This window comes from Dyella sp. KRB-257 (genome assembly GCF_049445995.1).
GTDB lineage: Bacteria > Pseudomonadota > Gammaproteobacteria > Xanthomonadales > Rhodanobacteraceae > Dyella_A.
The window spans coordinates 114,699-132,598 of the sequence record NZ_JBMSDZ010000001.1; the positions used below are offsets into that span (position 1 = coordinate 114,699).

The 17,900-nt window shown below is 66.7% G+C and carries 16 protein-coding genes and 1 tRNA gene; 10 read left to right on the plus strand and 7 right to left on the minus strand.

Annotated features, from left to right (window positions below; all coding sequences use genetic code 11):
* Window positions 1-29: 29 nt before the first annotated feature.
* Window positions 30-431, minus strand: coding sequence for a response regulator (locus ACO2Q2_RS00570; RefSeq protein ID WP_423253828.1), 402 nt, complete (start codon window positions 429-431; stop codon window positions 30-32).
* Between the two features lie 168 nt (window positions 432-599).
* Here ACO2Q2_RS00570 and ACO2Q2_RS00575 point away from each other — a divergent pair, with 168 nt between their 5' ends.
* Genes ACO2Q2_RS00575 through ACO2Q2_RS00585 form a run of 3 tightly spaced genes read left to right on the plus strand, consistent with a single transcriptional unit; the run spans window position 600 to window position 5,587 of the window.
* A complete protein-coding gene (locus tag ACO2Q2_RS00575; RefSeq protein WP_423253829.1) occupies window positions 600-1,673 on the plus strand; it encodes an HlyD family secretion protein in 1,074 nt (357 codons plus the stop codon).
* Window positions 1,670-4,462, plus strand: a complete 2,793-nt coding sequence (gene rbbA, locus ACO2Q2_RS00580; RefSeq protein WP_423253830.1) for a ribosome-associated ATPase/putative transporter RbbA — start codon at window positions 1,670-1,672, stop codon at window positions 4,460-4,462. The genes ACO2Q2_RS00575 and rbbA overlap by 4 nt, the downstream gene beginning before the upstream one ends.
* 3 nt (window positions 4,463-4,465) lie before the next feature.
* On the plus strand, window positions 4,466-5,587 hold the full coding sequence (locus ACO2Q2_RS00585) for an ABC transporter permease (RefSeq protein WP_423253831.1): 1,122 nt from the start codon (window positions 4,466-4,468) through the stop codon (window positions 5,585-5,587).
* A gap of 179 nt (window positions 5,588-5,766) precedes the next feature.
* On the opposite strand, the gene ACO2Q2_RS00590 is transcribed toward ACO2Q2_RS00585, so the two are convergent.
* From ACO2Q2_RS00590 to serS, 3 genes are all read right to left on the minus strand, one after another.
* Window positions 5,767-5,856: transfer RNA gene (locus ACO2Q2_RS00590), tRNA-Ser, on the minus strand.
* A 268-nt stretch (window positions 5,857-6,124) separates the two neighbouring features.
* Window positions 6,125-6,502, minus strand: a complete 378-nt coding sequence (locus tag ACO2Q2_RS00595) for an LrgA (RefSeq protein ID WP_423253832.1) — start codon at window positions 6,500-6,502, stop codon at window positions 6,125-6,127.
* Entirely contained in the window at window positions 6,499-7,779 is a 1,281-nt protein-coding gene (gene serS / locus ACO2Q2_RS00600; protein ID WP_423253833.1) for a serine--tRNA ligase, read from the minus strand. Before serS ends, ACO2Q2_RS00595 begins: the two co-directional genes overlap by 4 nt.
* Before the next feature lie 157 nt (window positions 7,780-7,936).
* Here serS and ACO2Q2_RS00605 point away from each other — a divergent pair, with 157 nt between their 5' ends.
* Window positions 7,937-8,236 carry a hypothetical protein gene (locus ACO2Q2_RS00605; RefSeq protein ID WP_423253834.1) on the plus strand — a complete coding sequence of 100 codons (300 nt, stop codon included), beginning with the start codon at window positions 7,937-7,939 and terminating at the stop codon, window positions 8,234-8,236.
* Window positions 8,237-8,299: 63 nt separating this feature from the next.
* Window positions 8,300-8,521: a hypothetical protein gene (locus ACO2Q2_RS00610; RefSeq protein ID WP_423253835.1), complete on the plus strand. Its 222-nt coding sequence runs from the start codon at window positions 8,300-8,302 to the stop codon at window positions 8,519-8,521.
* Window positions 8,522-8,723: 202 nt separating this feature from the next.
* Here ACO2Q2_RS00610 and ACO2Q2_RS00615 read toward each other — a convergent pair whose 3' ends face one another.
* The 3 genes from ACO2Q2_RS00615 to ACO2Q2_RS00625 form a co-directional block, all read right to left on the minus strand.
* Window positions 8,724-10,061 carry a replication-associated recombination protein A gene (locus ACO2Q2_RS00615; RefSeq protein WP_423253836.1) on the minus strand — a complete coding sequence of 446 codons (1,338 nt, stop codon included), beginning with the start codon at window positions 10,059-10,061 and terminating at the stop codon, window positions 8,724-8,726.
* Window positions 10,062-10,121: 60 nt separating this feature from the next.
* Window positions 10,122-10,832, minus strand: a complete 711-nt coding sequence (locus ACO2Q2_RS00620; protein ID WP_423253837.1) for a hypothetical protein — start codon at window positions 10,830-10,832, stop codon at window positions 10,122-10,124.
* A gap of 61 nt (window positions 10,833-10,893) precedes the next feature.
* Window positions 10,894-11,121 carry a CopG family transcriptional regulator gene (locus tag ACO2Q2_RS00625; protein ID WP_423253838.1) on the minus strand — a complete coding sequence of 76 codons (228 nt, stop codon included), beginning with the start codon at window positions 11,119-11,121 and terminating at the stop codon, window positions 10,894-10,896.
* Between the two features lie 130 nt (window positions 11,122-11,251).
* On the opposite strand from ACO2Q2_RS00625, the gene hyfB reads away from it, so the two are divergent.
* Genes hyfB through ACO2Q2_RS00650 form a run of 5 tightly spaced genes read left to right on the plus strand, consistent with a single transcriptional unit; the run spans window position 11,252 to window position 17,897 of the window.
* Complete coding sequence (gene hyfB / locus ACO2Q2_RS00630) at window positions 11,252-13,264, plus strand: hydrogenase 4 subunit B (protein ID WP_423253839.1); 2,013 nt, start codon at window positions 11,252-11,254, stop codon at window positions 13,262-13,264.
* Window positions 13,261-14,214, plus strand: a complete 954-nt coding sequence (locus ACO2Q2_RS00635) for a respiratory chain complex I subunit 1 family protein (RefSeq protein WP_423253840.1) — start codon at window positions 13,261-13,263, stop codon at window positions 14,212-14,214. The genes hyfB and ACO2Q2_RS00635 overlap by 4 nt, the downstream gene beginning before the upstream one ends.
* Before the next feature lie 4 nt (window positions 14,215-14,218).
* Entirely contained in the window at window positions 14,219-14,884 is a 666-nt protein-coding gene (locus ACO2Q2_RS00640; RefSeq protein WP_423253841.1) for a formate hydrogenlyase, read from the plus strand.
* 1 nt (window position 14,885) lies between these two features.
* Window positions 14,886-16,340, plus strand: a complete 1,455-nt coding sequence (locus ACO2Q2_RS00645; RefSeq protein ID WP_423253842.1) for a hydrogenase 4 subunit F — start codon at window positions 14,886-14,888, stop codon at window positions 16,338-16,340.
* Window positions 16,341-16,352: 12 nt separating this feature from the next.
* Window positions 16,353-17,897, plus strand: coding sequence for an NADH-quinone oxidoreductase subunit C (locus ACO2Q2_RS00650; RefSeq protein WP_423253843.1), 1,545 nt, complete (start codon window positions 16,353-16,355; stop codon window positions 17,895-17,897).
* Window positions 17,898-17,900: the final 3 nt, after the last annotated feature.

A 17,900-nucleotide genomic window follows, 5' to 3' on the forward strand; every position in this document is an offset into this window, starting at 1 on the left:
CAGATGCGCAGCGAACGCCTCGGGGAACCTCAGCGCGCCGTCGCGTTCGCCCGGTGTGTCCGTGCCAGATGCCCGGCTTCGTCGATCGCCGTCATCAATTCGCAGCCGCCAAACGGCTTGCGCAGGTAGACCACGTCGTGGGGCATCCTCGCCGCATCGGTGCTTGGATCGGCCGAGATCACCACCAGCGCCACCTGCGGATGCCGCGACACCGCCTCGTGACAGATGTCGATACCGGTCGCCTCGCCGGCCAGGACCACGTCGGCGATCAGCACGTCCAGCCGCTCGATGCGGTCCATCAGATGCCGCGCACCGTGCGAGCCGAGCGCACAGAACACCTCAAAGCCATCCTTGCCTTCCAGCAGGATGCGCATGGTCTCAAGCACGGCAGGATCGTCGTCGACGATCAGGACCATCCGGGTGGCGCTCATCTTTTCTCCCAGCCCGCACCCACGGCAGGTGCGACGTGCCGCCACAGTCTACCGGTGCGTGATGGAATGGGAAGATGTCCACCTCAGCTACAATCCGGCGTGCTGAGGCTGTTGAGAGCATTGGGTCATGCGCTGCGACGCCAGGGTCAACAACGACGGGGCAAGGGGATGCGCAAACCGATTAGAACCTGGCTGTGGCAAATCGCCCTTATCGCACTTGCCAGTGGCGCTGCCGCTGCTGTTTGGTGGTTTCTTCAACCCAGGGGGCTGCCCGACGGATTCGCCGCCGGCAACGGCCGGATCGAGGCGGTCGAGATCGATATCGCGGCCAAGACCGCGGGCCGGGTCCGGGAGATCCTGGTCAACGAGGGCGACTTCGTCCGCGCCGGCCAGGTCTTGGCGAAAATGGACACGGCCGTCCTGGAGGCGCAGCTCCGGGAGGCCGAGGCGCAGCTGCGACGGGCGCTCATCGGCATCGAGACCGCGCAAAGCCAGGTAACCCAGCGCGAAGCCGAGAAGCAGGCCGCCGAGGCGCTCATAACCCAGAGGAAGGCCGAACTCGACGCCACCCAACGACGGGTCGCGCGCTCGGAGGAGCTCGCCCCGAAAGGCGCCGTCCCCGTCTCGATGCTGGACGACGACCGCGCCACCTTTCAGGCGGCGAAGGCTGCGGTCGGCGCCGCGGAGGCGCAGGCGGCAGCCGCGCAAGCCGCCATAGGGCGGGCCAAGTCGGATGTCATTGCCGCGGAGGCCTCGGTGGAAGCGGCGCGGGCCACCATCCAGCGCATCCAGGCCGATATCGACGACAGCGTGCTGAAATCGCCGCGTGACGGACGTGTCCAGTACCGCGTCGCCCAGCCCGGCGAGGTCCTCTCCCCGGGCGGTGTGGTGCTGAACATGGTCGATCTCACCGATGTGTACATGACCTTCTTCCTGCCGACGGAACAGGCCGGGCGGGTCGCGCTCGGGGCCGAGGCACGGCTCGTGCTCGACGCCGCTCCACAGTACGTAGTCCCAGCCGATGTCTCCTTCGTTGCTGACGTCGCCCAGTTCACGCCGAAGACGGTGGAGACGGAAGATGAGCGGCAGAAGCTGATGTTCCGCATCAAGGCGCGGATCGCCCCGGACCTGCTCAGAGAGCACCTCCTCCAGGTCAAGACCGGCCTGCCGGGCATGGCCTATGTGCGGCTCGACCCGCGGGTGGATTGGCCGCCTGAACTGCAGACGAGACTGCCGCAATGAGCCGGGATGTACATGCACAGATCGAGGATGGCGGGGGCGGCACCCCGCCGGTTGCCCGCCTGCGGGATGTGTCCCTGCGCTACGGCAAGGTGCGCGCGCTCGACGAGGTCAGCCTCGATCTCCCGGCGGGCTGCATGGCCGGGCTGATCGGTCCGGACGGGGTCGGCAAGTCGAGCCTGCTGGCGCTGATCGCGGGCGCCCGCGCGCTCCAGATGGGACAGGTCGAGGTGCTCGGTGGCGATATGGCTGATGCACGCCATCGCCGCGAAGTCGGCCCGCGTATCGCCTACATGCCGCAGGGCCTGGGGCGGAACCTCTATCCGATGCTCTCAGTGTTCGAGAACCTCGACTTCTTCGGGCGCCTGTTCGGGCATGACGGCGGCGAACGGGCGCGCCGCATCGAGGCGCTGACCCAGGCCACCGGGCTCAAGCCGTTTCTCGATCGGGCGGCGGGCAAGCTATCCGGCGGCATGAAGCAGAAGCTCGGCCTTTGCTGCGCGCTATTCCACGATCCGAACCTGCTCATCCTCGACGAGCCGACCACCGGCGTCGACCCCCTCTCACGACGCCAGTTCTGGGAGTTGATCGCCGGCATCCGTCGTTCCCGGCCCGGCATGAGCGTGCTGGTGGCCACGGCCTATATGGAGGAGGCGGCACGCTTTGACTGGCTGGCGGCGATGGACGGCGGGCGGGTGCTGGCCAGCGACACGCCCCAAGGCCTGCTGCGGAGCACGGGAGCGGATTCTCTGGAGGCGGCCTTCATCCAGCTGCTGCCGGAAGACAAGCGCCGGGATTATCGGGCGGTCGAGATTCCGCCGCGGCCGGAAGACGATGGCGATACCGCGATCGAAGCCCGGGATCTGACCATGCGGTTCGGCGACTTCACCGCGGTCGATCATGTCAACCTGCGCATCCAACGGGGCGAGATCTTCGGTTTTCTCGGCTCCAACGGCTGCGGCAAGACCACGACGATGAAGATGCTGACCGGCCTCCTGCCGCCGAGCGAAGGCCGGGCCTGGCTGTTCGGACACGAGGTGGACCCGCACGACCTCGCGACCCGCCGCCGCGTCGGCTACATGTCGCAGTTCTTCTCGCTCTACACCGAACTGACGGTGCGGCAGAACCTGGAGCTGCATGCCCGGCTGTTCCACGTGCCCGCTGCCGAGATTTCAGGGCGGGTGGACGAAATGGTGGAGCGATTCGATCTGGCCGCGGTGATTGACAGCTTGCCGGGACGGCTGCCCCTCGGCCATCGGCAACGCCTATCGCTGGCGGTCGCCATGATCCACAAGCCCGAGATGCTGATTCTCGACGAGCCCACCTCGGGTGTCGACCCGGTGGCGCGCGACGCCTTCTGGCGCATGCTGGTCGAGCTGTCGCGTCGCGACGGGGTGACCATCTTCATCTCCACCCACTTCATGAACGAGGCCGAGCGCTGCGACCGCATCTCGCTGATGCATGCGGGCCGGGTGCTGGTCACCGACACGCCCCCCGCTCTGATCAGGCAGCGGGGCGTGGAGACCCTGGAAGAGGCGTTTGTGGCGCATCTGGAGGAGGCGTCGAAGGAGGGCGAAGCCGCCGAAAGGCAACCAGATGGGACAGCTTCGCTCGATTCGGTTGACGCGTCGGCAGGCCATGTCGAACCACAAGGCTGGCGGCGCCAGTTCGACCCCCGACGCATGATCAGCTATGCCCGGCGCGAAGGGTTGGAACTGCGTCGCGATCCCATCCGGCTGACACTGGCGCTGCTCGGCAGCGTCATCCTGATGTTCGTGATGGGCTATGGGATCAGCCTCGATGTCGAGGATCTCAGCTTCGCGGTGCTGGATCGCGACCAGACCACTGTCAGCCGCGACTATACGCTCAACCTCGCCGGCTCCCGCTACTTCGTCGAGCGGGCACCGATTACCGGTTATGCCGATCTCGACCGGCGCATGCGCGAAGGCGACATCAGTCTGGCGATCGAGATCCCGCCGGGCTTCGCGCGCGACATCGCACGGGGCCGGCGGGTCGAGATCGGTGCCTGGATCGACGGCGCCATGCCGACACGGGGGGAGACCGTCCGCGGCTATGTGCAGGGGATTCATGCCCACTGGCTGGCAACCAAGGCGCGCGAGGCCGGCTACGGCGAGGCTTTGGCGGGGCTCGTCAATATCGAGACCCGGTTTCGCTATAACCCGGACGTCAAGAGTCTGGTCGCGATGGTGCCGGCAGTGATCCCGCTTCTGCTCATGCTGATCCCGGCCATGCTCGCGGCGCTCAGCGTGGTGCGCGAGAAGGAGCTCGGCTCGATCACCAACTTCTACGTTACGCCGACCACGCGGCTCGAATTCCTGCTCGGTAAGCAGTTGCCATATGTAGTGCTGTCCTTCCTGAGCTTCCTGCTGCTCACGTTGCTCGCGGTGACCGTCTTCGGCGTGCCGCTGAAAGGCAGTTTCCTGACGTTGGCGATGGGTGCGCTGCTCTATGTCGGCGCCGCGACGGCCGTGGGGCTGCTCATCTCAACCTTCATGCGCAGCCAGATCGCGGCGATCTTCGGCACAGCGGTACTCACCATCCTGCCAGCGGCGAACTTCTCCGGCATGATCGACCCGGTCTCGTCCCTCGAAGGGATGGGCCGACTGATCGGCGAGATCTACCCGACGACGCATTTCCTGACGATCGCGCGCGGCACCTTCTCGAAGGCCCTCAACTTCTCCGACCTGCATGCCGCCTTTCTCCCGCTGGCGCTGGCCGTGCCGGTCCTGATCGGGCTGTCCGCCGCACTGCTCAAGAAGCAGGAGCGGTAGTCCATGCGCGCGGCCAACATCCTTCACCTCGGCGTCAAGGAACTGCGCAGCCTCGTCCGCGATCCGATCATGCTCGTGCTGATCGCCTACGCCTTTACCGTTTCGGTCTACACGGCGGCCACGGCCATGCCGGAGACCCTCAACAAAGCGCCGATCGCGGTTGTGAACGAGGACCGCTCGCCGCTGTCATGGCGCATCGTCAGCGCCTTTTACCCGCCGTACTTTGCTCTCCCCGACGTGATCGATCAGGCCGAGATGGATGCCCGCATGGATGCCGGGATCGACACCTTCGCCCTCGACATCCCGCCCAACTTTCAGCGCGACCTTCTGGCGGGGCGGCGGCCAACGGTCCAGCTCAACGTCGATGCCACGCGCATGGGCCAAGCCTTCACCGGCAGCGGCTATATCCAGACCATCGTCACCGATGAGGTGCGCGCCTTCGCGCAGCGCTACCGCGAGGTTCCGGAGTTGCCGGTCGATCTGGCGCTCAGGGCGCGCTTCAATCCTCAGCTCAACAAATCGTGGTTCGGTGCGATCATGCAGGTCATCAACAACGTGACCATGCTCTCCATCGTCCTCACCGGCGCGGCGCTGATCCGCGAGCGCGAGCACGGCACCGTCGAGCATCTGCTGGTCATGCCGATCACGCCCTTCGAGATCATGACGAGCAAGGTGTGGTCGATGGGGCTGGTCGTCCTTGCCGCCACCGCCTTCGCGCTCACCGCCGTCGTGCAGGGCTGGCTGTCGGTGCCGATCGAAGGCTCGCTCGCGCTGTTCCTGGCCGGGGCGGCGCTGCATCTGTTCGCGACCACCTCGATGGGCATCTTCCTCGGCACCGTCGCCCGCTCCATGCCGCAGTTCGCCCTGCTGCTTATGCTGGTGCTGCTGCCGCTGCAGATGCTCTCCGGCGGCTCGACGCCGCGCGAGAGCATGCCGGAGGCCGTGCAGTACGTCATGCTCGCCGCTCCCAACACCCACTTCGTCATGCTCGCCCAGGCGATTCTCTATCGCGGCGCGGGCTTCGCCGCCGTCTGGCCGCAGTTCCTCGCCATCGCAGCGATCGGAGCCGCCCTGTTCGGCCTCGCGCTTGCGCGGTTCCGCAAGACGATCGCCACGATGACATGAACCACCCGTCAGCGCATCCGCCTTGAAGGCGTCGGCTATCGCCACGGCCGCCTGCGCGCGCTCGCCCAGTACGTCGAGGTCGCGGACGGCGAGGTACGGATCATGGGATCGAAGACCGGCTGCTACGGGCGCTCACCGGAAAAAGCAGCGCAAACCCGGTGCCCACTCAGGGACTGAAGTGGCGGAGAGAGTGGGATTCGAACCCACGGAAGGTTTGACCCTTCGCCGGTTTTCAAGACCGGTGCCTTAAACCGCTCGGCCATCTCTCCGTATTCAGTTGTCGCAGGCGCGTTGCGCGCCCTTCGCCGGTTTGACTCGGGGCTCCTGCCCCTCGCCCTCCGGGCCATCGGCTTCGCCGATGTTCGCTCCGGCGTCCTGCCTCCGCGAGCAAGACCGGTGCCTTAAACCGCTCGGCCATCTCTCCGTTTGGATTGTCCGGGTGGCGTTGCGCTCCCCGCTTGAAGCTTGTGCCGGGACCGGCGTTGAGGGCCGGCTCCCGTGTCGCGGCCGCGCGTGCTGCGGCCGCTGCGCATGGTATCAGGATCGCGGCGCCGGTCGGGTCTCGGGGCGCTTGCGCGAGAGCAGGGCGAGCGAGACGGCCAGGATGATCACCGGGATGATGGCGCCGAGCAGCGGGAAGATCAGCACGGGCTGGCGCACCACCATCGGCACCAGTTGGGTGGCGCCGCCGAACACCACGGCGCCGATGCGCAGCCAGCGGCGGCGACGGCCCAGCCACAGCGCCAGCGCGGTGAACGCCAGCGCCATCCAGGTGAGCACCAGATCCACGGTCGGCAGCTTCCACACCTCGGCGAAGCTGAGCCGGGTGATCAGCACGGTGGCGAGCACCACCAGCAGGCTGAAGGTGGCGAACAGTTCCACCTTGTCCCAGGAACGGCGGGTGGACGTGCTCACGCCAGCGTGTCCGCGCCGCGCAGGTACGGACGCAGCACGTCCGGCACGGTGATCGAGCCGTCGGCGTTCTGGTAGTTCTCCATCACCGCCACCAGGGTGCGGCCCACCGCCAGACCGGAGCCGTTGAGCGTGTGCAGCAGCTCCGGCTTGCCGGTGGCCGGGTTGCGCCAGCGCGCCTGCATGCGGCGCGCCTGGAAGTCGCCGCAGTTGGAGCAGCTGGAGATTTCGCGATAGGTGTCCTGGCTGGGCAGCCATACTTCCAGGTCGTAGGTTTTCACCGCGGAGAAGCCCATGTCGCCGGTGCACAGCAGCACCTTGCGGTACGGCAGGCCCAGCTTCTGCAGCACGGCCTCGGCGTGGCCGACCATTTCCTCCAGCTGGTCGAACGACTGCTCCGGCGTGGCCAGCTGCACTATCTCCACCTTCTCGAACTGGTGCTGGCGGATCATGCCGCGGGTGTCGCGGCCGTAGCTGCCGGCCTCGGCGCGGAAGCACAGTGTGTGAGCGGTGAGCCGCATCGGCAGCTCGGACGCCTCGACGATGGACTCGCGCACCAGGTTGGTGAGCGCCACTTCGGCGGTGGGGATGAGGTAGCGCTTGGTCCCGGCCACGTTCGTGGAGAACAGATCCTCCTCGAACTTGGGCAGTTGGCCGGTGCCCTGCATGGCGTCGGCATTGACGATCAGCGGCACGTTGCACTCCAGGTAGCCGTGCTCGCCGGTCTGCAGGTCGAGCATGAACTGGGCGAGCGCGCGGTGCAGGTGCGCCAGCTGGCCGCGCAGCACGGTGAAGCGCGCGCCGGAGAGCCTGGCGCCGGCGTCGGCATCGAGCCAGCCGTGGCGGGTGCCGAGGTCGACGTGGTCCTTGATGGCGAAATCGAACGTGCGCGGCGTGCCCCAGCGCAGGATCTCGCGGTTGTCATGCTCATCCTTGCCCGGCGGCACGGACTCATGCGGGATGTTGGGGATGCCCAGCGCGATGTCGGCGAGCTTGGCCTGCACCTCGGCCAGCGCGGTTTCGTTGGCCTTGAGCTTGTCGCCGATGCCGGCGACCTCGGCCATCAGCGGCGCCACGTCTTCCCCCTTGGCCTTGGCCTGGCCGATCGCCTTGGCGCGCGTGTTGCGCAGGTTCTGCAGCTCCTGCGTCTGGGTGGCCAGGCGCTTGCGCTCGCCTTCCAGCGACTCGATCGAACTGACGTCCAACGGGTAGCCGCGGGTGTCCTTGAGGCGGGCGGCGGTTTCGGCCAGGCGCGAGCGCAGCAGGGCGGGGTCCAGCATGGTGATTCCTTCGGGCGGTCAAGGCGTGGAATTATCGCGGCCGCCGCCGTGGCCGCGCAAACGCCGTGCGGCGGTAACACGCGCTGCACACCCGCTTCGCCACACTGCCGCGCCCGCTGGATGCCCCGCCGGCACTTCGCGACTTTTTGGACCTCGCATGCATCGACGCCTTTGGCCCGCCCTCGCGGCGCTGCTGACCACGCTCGCCCTGCCCGCCCACGCCGACACCGCGGCGCTGGATTTCTCCCATGCGCCGGCCGACACCGCCCTGCCGCAGGGCTGGCAGCGCTACACCTTGTCGCGGCACAAGCCGCCGGCTGCGGTGCGTGTGGGACAACCGCCACGCCCCGGCACCATCGCGCCGAACCCGTTCTATGCGCCGGTGCGCACGGTGGTGATCGAGAGCGGCAACGCCGTTTTTGCAGGGAGAGAACGATGCGCAAGTACCCATGGATGATCGCCACGGCGCTGCTGCTGTGCACCGCGCCCGCCTTCGCCGACGGGCTGCAGGCGAAGCTCGATGCGCTTCACCGTGCGCCAGCTGCTCAAGGCCGCGGTGGGCGACAGCGACAACACCGCGGCCGATACACTGCTACCGCGCGTCGGCGGCCCGGCTTGCCGCGCCCCCGATTCCGGCCGCCAGCCCCGGGTCGCGCACAGGGTGCGCTCCTACGGGCTGTGCTCGACCCTCCTCGCCGTCATTCCCGCGAACGCGGGAATCCATCTTGCTCTCGGCCGGTAAAGCTAAGTGGATGACCGGCATGCGCCGTTGAAGATCGCTTACCGCTTGTGCGGGAATGACGTCGAGGGGTTGCAAGGCATCGGGGGCGACGTGGACGGACGGTGCTGTGTGGGCAAACGCCATTCGGCACGTCATGGCTGGCGATACGCCGACACCAGCCGGCCGCGCATACCTGCGCTCGTAAACCGCGACCCCGACTGAACTACTTCTCCCGGGCTCGCCGCCGTGCCGCGCGCAGCGCCTCGAGTTTTTCGCGCAGCTTGATCTCCAGCCCGCGGTCGACCGGCTCGTAGAACACAGTACCGTCCAATTCGTCCGGCAGGCACTGCTGGTCCAGCGCCACGCCGCCTTCGGCGTCATGGTCGTACTGGTAGTTCTTGCCGTAGCCGAGGCCCTTCATCAGCTTGGTCGGCGCGTTGCGCAGGTGCATGGGCACGTCGAGCGTGCCGCCTTCGCGCACGGCGGCGCGGGCCTTGTTGTAGGCCATGTAGGCGGCGTTGCTCTTGGGCGCGATGGCCAGCCAGATCGCCAGCTGCGCCAGACCCAGCTCGCCCTCGGGACTGCCCAGGCGCTCGTAGGTGTCCCAGGCATCCAGCGCCATGCGCCAGGCGCGCGGCTCGGCCAGGCCGATGTCCTCCACCGCCATGCGGGTCATGCGGCGGGCCAGATACAGCGGATCGACGCCACCGTCGAGCATGCGGGTGAGCCAGTACACGGCCGCGTCGGGGTCGGAGGAGCGCACGGATTTGTGCAGTGCCGAGATCTGGTCGTAGAACTGCTCGCCGTTCTTGTCGAAGCGGCGGGTGCGATCGGCCAGCACCTGCTCCAGCGTGGCCTCGCCGATGCTGCCGCCATCGGCCAGCTCGGCGGCGATTTCCAGCAGGGTGAGCGCACGGCGCACGTCGCCGTCGGCGGCCTGGGCGATCATGCGCAGCGAGGGGTCGGGCACTTCCAGCTGCAGCTCGCCCAGGCCGCGTTCGCGGTCGGCCAGCGCGCGGCGCAGCGCCTGCACGATGTCGTCCACCGACAGCGACTCCAGCACGTGCACGCGGCAGCGCGAGAGCAGCGCCGAATTCAGCTCGAACGAGGGGTTCTCGGTGGTGGCGCCGATGAAAAGGATCACGCCGCGCTCGATGTGCGGCAGGAAGGCGTCCTGCTGGGCCTTGTTGAAGCGGTGCACCTCATCCACGAACAGCACGGTGCGCCGCCCCTGGGCGAAGTTGGTCTCGGCCTCGGCCAGCGCCTTGCGCACATCGGGCAGGCCCGAGAGCACCGCCGAGATCGCCTTGAACTCGGCCTCGGCATAGCGCGCCACCAGCAGGGCCAGCGTGGTCTTGCCGCAGCCGGGCGGCCCCCACAGCACCATCGAGTGGATCTTGCCGGCCTCCAGCGCACGGCGCAGGGCCTTGTCCGGGCCGACGATGCGCTGCTGGCCCACGATCTCGTCGAGGCTGCGCGGGCGCATGCGTTCGGCCAGGGGTCTGAGCGTGTCGAAGTCGGTGAACAGACCGGCAATGGGCGGCGCGACTGAGCGTGGCATGCCGCCATGATACGGCATAGCCAGCCACCGCCGGCCCGCGCCAGCTCAAGCCGCACGCGCTCAGCGACGCGCCGATCGACCCCCGAAGGCATGAAAGTGTGACGGGGGCGCGAGGCGCGCACGCACTGCCTCGAACAGCGGACTGACCTGGGCCGGCTCCTGCAGATGACGACTCACGGCCACCGCGGCCAGTTGCGCCACTTCCATCGGTAGCGGTGATGCGGCCCCGGACCAGAATGCCAGCTCGAGGGTTCCCAATCGCTCGCTGCCGTCCATGTGCGGCAGCATTTCCGCAAGGACGGCTTGGCGCAGGTCGTTCTCTGCTGCACTGTGACTTGGCGCAAGCATGAGCCGGAATGCACGCTGATTGGAGTTCTTGAGATAGGTGTCATAGGCCGTCAGGCAGCCCGAGAACAGCGAGCGGTGACGCATCGCATCGGTACCCTGCCCTTGCCCCGGTTCGTGTTCCACGACGGCTGCCGCGAAGCGCACCGGCAGGCGCCGGATGAGCGTGGCCACGGTGCTCTCGGCGGCGCCCCATTCGCGTTCAAGCGGCCCGCTCAACTGCGGCGCCACCTGTTGCATCCAGGATGAACCCAGCACCGGATTGGACATGGACAGGCCATTGCGCACGGCCCGCAAGGCCGCGACCGCCTCGGCGAGCATCGACCACGCAGCGGGCATCGTGGGCCAGCACAGGATTTGCACGAACACGTTCTTTGCGGCGGTCTGACCCACGAAGGCCACGTGTTCGGGGGCCAGCCCGGTCATCGACGGCGGCGCGGCCTTGCCTGCAGCGGCCGCTGTCTGCCGCGTTGGCCGCCGGGCGTACTCAGCGTGCCCGGGCATGTGGATTCCCGGATGTGGGCGTGGATTTTTCAGCGGGATCGTTCTCGGCATGCCAGGGGCGTCCCGAGCGCTGCTCGATATAGTCCCGGATCAGCCGCCGCACGACCTGCGACGGTGTGGCGTCCTCGCCCGCACACAGTCGCTCGAAGACGGCCTTCTTGCGCGGGTCGATCAGGATGGTCAGGCGGGCCGTGCGATTTTCTGTTGGCATATGTGTCTCATCAGTCTTACACTGGAAGCAACTTGTATGATAATACATTTATCATGGTAACCACACAAAGGCCGGTCCTGACCAGCTGCCGCCCGGCCAGCGGCATGCCCGCGCCAGGGATACGGCAGCGGTGAGCACACTGGGAATCACCACGCCGCTGGCACTGCTGCTGGATCTCGTCGCCGCGTGGTTGCTGGTGGGTGCGCTTGGCCTGGTCGAGCCCAATCGCATCAGATGGGTCGCGCGCACCCTGTTTCCGCTCGGGGCACTGGCGGCGCTCGGCGTCGCCGGCATGGGTGCGCTGGCGCTGACGACAAACTTCGCCGTGCAGAGCGCCGTGCTTCCGCTCGGATTGCCGGATCTGCCGTTCCACGTGCGACTGGATGCATTGTCCGGCTTCTTTCTGCTGCTGCTGGGCAGCGCGGGTGCAGGGATCTCGATCTTCGCCGCCGGTTATTTCAGGCAAGGCGAAGGCACCGCCCCTGGCCTGCTCTGTCTGCAGTACCACGTGTTTCTGGCCAGCATGGCGATGGTCATCGTGGCCGACGATGCCTACCTGTTCATGGTGGCCTGGGAAACCATGGCTCTGAGCTCGTATTTTCTGGTGACCACCCAGCATCGGTTGCCGGAGATCCGGCGCGCCGGCTTCCTCTATCTGCTGATGGCCCATGTGGGCGCCCTCGGAATCCTGCTGTGCTTCGGAGTGCTGCATGGCGGCAGCTGGCAAATGACCTTTGCTGCGATGCGCGGCACCACGCTGGCGCCGGCCTGGGCCAGCGTGACCTTCGTGCTGGCCTTGTTCGGGTTCGGCGCCAAGGCTGGCCTGGTACCGCTGCATGTCTGGCTACCAGAGGCCCACCCTGCGGCGCCGTCGCCGGTGTCGGCGATGATGAGTGGCCTGATGCTCAAGGTCGGGGTGTATGGACTGTTGCGGGTCAGCCTGGACCTGCTGCACATGGGGCCGTGGTGGTGGGGTCTGCTGACTCTCGGGCTCGGCCTCGTCACCGCGTTGTATGGCGCGATCTTCGCAGCGGTGCAGACCGACATGAAGCGTCTGCTGGCGTATTCCTCGATCGAGAATATCGGGCTGATCTTCGCCGGCGTCGGGCTGGCCTTGCTGTGCCGCAGCTTTGACATGCGCCTGCTGGCGGCACTGGCACTGGCCGCGACGCTGATTCATGCGTTCAATCATGCGTTCTTCAAGAGCCTGCTGTTCCTCGTCACCGGATCGGTCATGCACGCCACCGGCGAGCGCAGCCTCGGCAAGCTCGGCGGGTTGATCCGCTACATGCCATGGGTGGCAGCGCTGGCCCTGATCGGTTCGCTGGCGATCGCCGGGCTGCCGCCGCTCAACGGGTTCGTCTCCGAGTGGCTGCTGCTGCAGGCGTTTCTGCAGACGCCGCACATTCCGCATGCGTTCCTGAACATGATCGTGCCGCTGGGCGCGGCGATCGTGTCGCTGACCGCCGCGCTGGCCGGCTACGTGATGGTGAAGTTCTATGGCGTGATCTTTCTCGGCCAGCCGCGCGAACCTTCGCTGGAGCGAGCACACGATGCCGGCTGGCTTGAGCGGATCGGCCTGGGCTGGCTGGCACTCGGCTGCATCCTGATCGGCGTGTTTCCCCAGGTGGCGCTGGATGTGGCGGGCCGCATCACCCAGCCACTGGTCGGGGCGGCCGTGCAACGGGGACCGTCGCCGTGGTGGATGACTCCGGTCGCCTCGAACCAGGCGTCGTACAGCGGCTTGTGGCTGTGGCTGGGCCTGCTGCTCGTGATCGGCGCCACTTTCGTGCTCGTGCGCCGCTTCTACCATGGCCGCGTTCGCCGAACGCCGGCATGGGACTGCGGCTACCCGTGGCAGACGCCGCGCATGCAGGATTCCTCCGAGGGTTTCGGCCAACCGATCCGCCATCTGTTCGGCCCGGTGTTCCGGATGGAGCGCGAGCTGCCGTCGCCCGCCGATACCCAGCCGCAGTATCGCGTGAAGGTCGAGGAACGCTTCTGGCATGCGCTTTACCTGCCACTGGCCCGGCTGGTGCAGCGCATCGCCGAACGCGTGACGATCCTGCAGGGCGGACGTCTGGCGATCTACCTGCTTTACAGCTTCATGACGCTGCTGTTGCTGCTGGTGTGGGTGCTATGACAGCCATCGCTTACGCATGGCAGCTGGGCGAGTGCCTGCTGGCGATCGCCCTCGCGCCGTTGTTCGCCGGCTGGGTCGGGCAATGTCGTGCCTGGCTGCAGAACCGATCCGCACCGCCGCTGTGGCAGCCCTACAAAGTATTGCGCAAGCTGTTTCACAAGAACGCGGCGCTGGCCACGCATGCCTCCTGGCTGTTTCGCTCGGCACCCTATGTGGTGTTTTCCACCATGGTGGTGGCGGCTGCGATCATTCCCTCGGTGACCACCGATCTGCCGCTGGCCCGCGTCGCCGACGCGATCGCGCTCGTCGGTGTGTTCGCGACCGGGCGCGTCTTCATCTCGCTCGCGGCGATGGATGTCGGCACGGCGTTTGGCAGCATGGGCGCGCGACGCGAAATGATGATCGGTTTTCTGGCCGAGCCGGCGCTGCTGATGGTGCTGTTCTGCGCCTTCATGACGTATGGCAGCACCGCACTGCCCAGCGTGGTGGAAGGTGCGTTGAGCCGGCACGCTATCGTGCTGCATCCGAGCCTGTTCTTTGCCGGCGTGGCATTCGTGATGGTGCTGCTGGCCGAAAATGCCCGCTTGCCGGTCGACAACCCGTCAACTCATCTCGAGCTGACGATGATCCATGAAGCGATGATCCTGGAATATTCGGCGCGCCATCTGGCACTGCTCGAATGGGCCTCGTGGCTGAAGCTGTTCAATTACGCCTGCATCGGCTTCGCGCTCTTCCTGCCCTGGGGTATCGCCCTGCATGGTGCCGGTATCGGCCTGCTGGCACTCGCCATCGGCACGCTGCTGGTCAAGCTCGTCATCGCCGGGGCCGCGCTTGCCCTGTTCGAGACCCTCTCGGCCAAGTTGCGGTTGTTCCGTGCGCCGGAGTTCCTGACCATGGCGTTCCTGTTCGCCGTGCTCGGTCTGCTCGTCTACCTGCTGCTGGGAGCCTGAGCCCATGGCCCCGTTGAGCTTCGCCACTCAGGTCGTGCAGGTGCTCGCGGGCACCCTGCTGCTGATCTCGTTCGCCATGATGGCCGAGCGGCGTAGCCGCCGGCTGCTGATCCTGCTGGTGTGGCAGGGCGCGATGCTGGTTGCCTCCACCGTGCTGGTAGCCGCCTCGGCCCATCTCACGCACCTGTATTACTCGGCCGCGCTGACCCTGCTGCTCAAGGTGTGCCTGTTGCCATGGATCCTGTTCCGGCTGATGCGCAAGCTGGGCATCGAACGCGACAACGAGCCGCTGGTCAACGTGCCCACCCTGATGCTGGTCGGGCTGGGCCTGGTGATCTTCGCGTTCGGGCTGGCGCAGCCGGTCACGGCGCTGGCCACGACGGTGCTGCGGCACACGTTGGGGATCGCCCTGGCGGTGATCCTGCTGTCGTTCCTGATGATACTGGCCCGGCGCAAGGCGTTCACCCAGGTGATCGGTTTCCTGTCGCTGGAAAACGGGCTGTTTTTCGCCGCCACCAGCACCACCTACGGCATGCCGATGGTGGTGGAACTGGGCATGGCACTGGATCTGCTGGTGGCCGTCTTCATCTTCGGCATCTTCTTCTTCCATATCCGGGAGCAGTTCGACAGCCTCGATCTCGACCAACTCGAATCTCTCAGGGAGAATTGACGTGGAGATTCTGCTGGTCTTGGGATGTCCGCTGCTGGGTGCGGCGCTGCTCGCCGCCGCCGGGGCGAAACGCCATGCCGCCGAGGTCAGCGTGGTGGTCAGCCTGGCCACCTTGCTGGCAGCCGCGGCACTGGTGGCGCGGGTCATCCGGCACGGCCCGATAACCGCCTGGGACGAAGAGTTCTTCATCGACCCGTTCAACGTGTTTCTGGTGGCGCTGACTGCACTGGTCGGCTTCACCACCGCCATCTTTTCACGGCCGTACATGCGCATCGAGGCAAACCAGGGTCGGCTCACGCCGGCTCGGCTGCGGCTGTACCACAGCATGTACCAGCTGTTCATGGCGGCCATGTTGCTGGCACTGACCACCAACAACATGGGTTTCATGTGGGTGGCGATGGAGATGGCCACGCTGTCGACCGTGCTGCTGGTTTCGCTGTATCGCACGCGCGCCAGCATCGAGGCCGCCTGGAAGTACTTCATCCTGTGCGGCGTCGGCATCGCGCTGGCGCTGTTCGGCACCGCGCTGCTGTACACCGCCGCCGAGGATCTGCTCGGGGGCGAAGGCATGGGCGCCCTGCTGTGGACCCATCTCGACGCCGTCAAGGGTCAGCTGGAACCGCGCGTGATGGGCATGGCGTTCGTCTTCCTGCTGGTCGGCTATGGCACCAAGGTGGGCCTGGCGCCGCTGCACAACTGGCTGCCGGATGCGCATGCCGAGGGTCCGACACCGGTCTCGGCGGTGCTCTCCGGCCTGCTGCTCAACGTGGCGCTGTATGCGGTGATCCGCTGCAAGATTCTCACCGATGGGGCGCTCCATTCGAACCTGCCCGGTCACATGCTGATGGGTTTCGGGCTGCTGTCGACCGTACTGGCGAGTTTCTTTCTATGGCGTCAGCGCGACATCAAGCGGCTGTTCGCCTATTCCTCGATCGAGCACATGGGCATCATCACGTTCGCGTTCGGCATGGGCGGGCCGATCGCGAACTTCGCGGCGCTGCTGCACATGACCATGCACTCGCTGACCAAGTCCGCCATCTTCTTTGCCGCCGGCCATGCCACGCAGCTGTCCGGTACACAGCGCATGGACAAGATCCGCGGCCTGCTGGCGATTCATCCCAGCGTGGGCTGGGGCCTGATGCTCGGCGGACTGGCGATACTCGGCATGCCGCCGTTTGGTGTGTTCACCAGCGAATACCTGATCCTGACCACGGTGATGCGCGATCACCCGTGGGCCACGCCCATCCTGCTGATCGCCCTCGCCGTCGCCTTCGGCGCGATCTTCAGTCGCCTGCAACCCATGGTGTATGGCGATACCGATACCCAACCGCTGCCGCACTCCCCGGCGCTGGTTCCGGCATTCATCCACCTGGGGATCGTGCTCATGATGGGCGTGTACATTCCGCCGGCGCTGGCCGAGTGGTACCGCCTGGCGGCCCGGCTGATTGGCGGTTGATGGGATGACAGCATGACTCTCGATCTGCTTCAGCAGGAAGGCGGCCGGTTACCCGCCAATGTGCCGGCGCAGCATGTGCTGGTCGATGCCGCGCAATGGATGGCAAACGCACAGCGTCTGCATGAACAAGGCAGCAGCCTGCTTGCCTTGTGGGGCGCCGATGACCACGATCGCGACGGTGTTTTTCGGGTGTTCGCCGTCTTCCTGCTGCCCGATCGGGTCGTCGTGCTGGAGCACGCCCTGGCCGGCGGCACGCTGGGCTATCCCGCACTGACCCGCTGGTTCGCGGTCGCCGATCGGTTGCAGCGTGCCGTATACGATCTGCTGGGCTTGGTGGCCGATTCGGGCGATACCCGGCCGTGGCTTCGCCATGGCGGGTGGCCCGAGAACTGCTTCCCGTTGCGCCGGGACGTTGCTGCGGCGACCACCTATCCGGGTCAACCGCGGCCCTATCCCTTCGTGCCGGTCCAGGGCGATGGCGTGCACGAGATCGCCGTGGGCCCGGTGCATGCCGGCACGATCGAGCCGGGGCATTTCCGCTTTTCCGTGGTGGGCGAGAAAGTGCTGCGCCTGGAAGCGCGCCTGGGCTACACCCACAAGGGCATCGCCAAACGCTTCGAGAACCTGCCGCTGCAGGAAGGCCATCGTCTGGCGGCACGGATTTGCGGCGACAGCACCGTGGCGTTTTCCTGGGCCTACTGTGCCGCGCTGGAGGCGATCGCGGGGATCGAACTGCCACGTCGCGCCGCGTCCCTGCGCGCACTGGCGCTGGAGCGCGAGCGCCTGGCCAACCATTTGGGTGATCTGGGCGCGCTGGGCAACGATGCCGGCCTGGCCTTCGGCCTGATGCAGTTCTCTGCCCTGAAGGAGCGGCTCGTGCGGCTGAACCAGGACGTGTTTCGGCAGCGCTACCTGTTCGACTACGTGGTTCCCGGCGGCGTCGCCGTCGATCCGGAGGTACGGGCGGTGCGGGCCATGCTCGATGAAGTGGCGATGCTCGAGCTGGCTATGCCTGCGCTGCGTGCCATCTATGAAAACCACGCTGGCGTGCAGGATCGTTTCCGCGATACCGGTGTGCTCAGCCCGGAGTTGGCCAGGGCACGGGGGGCACTGGGCCTGGTTGGACGTGCATCAGGTATCGCGCAGGATCTGCGCATCGACCTGCCATGGCCACCTTACGATCGTCTGCGCCCCAACCCGACGCTGGCCACCGGCGGCGACGTGGCCGCCCGCGCCCTGCTGCGCTTCGATGAAGTCATGGAGTCGCTGCGGTTGTGCCGCTCGCTGCTCGAAACACTTCCGCCCGGATCAATCGAAGCGATCATACCGGCGGCGGAGCCCGGTCGACTCGGCATCGGCCTCATCGAAGGCTGGCGCGGCCCGGTGCTGATCGCCCTGGAAACGGCGGCGGATCAGCGCGTGCGACGCTGCCACGCACATGATCCCTCGTGGCAGAACTGGCCATTGGTCGAGTACGCGATCATCGGCAACATCGTGCCGGACTTCCCGCTCATCAACAAATCGTTCAACCTCGCCTACAGCGGCCCCGACGGGTGATGC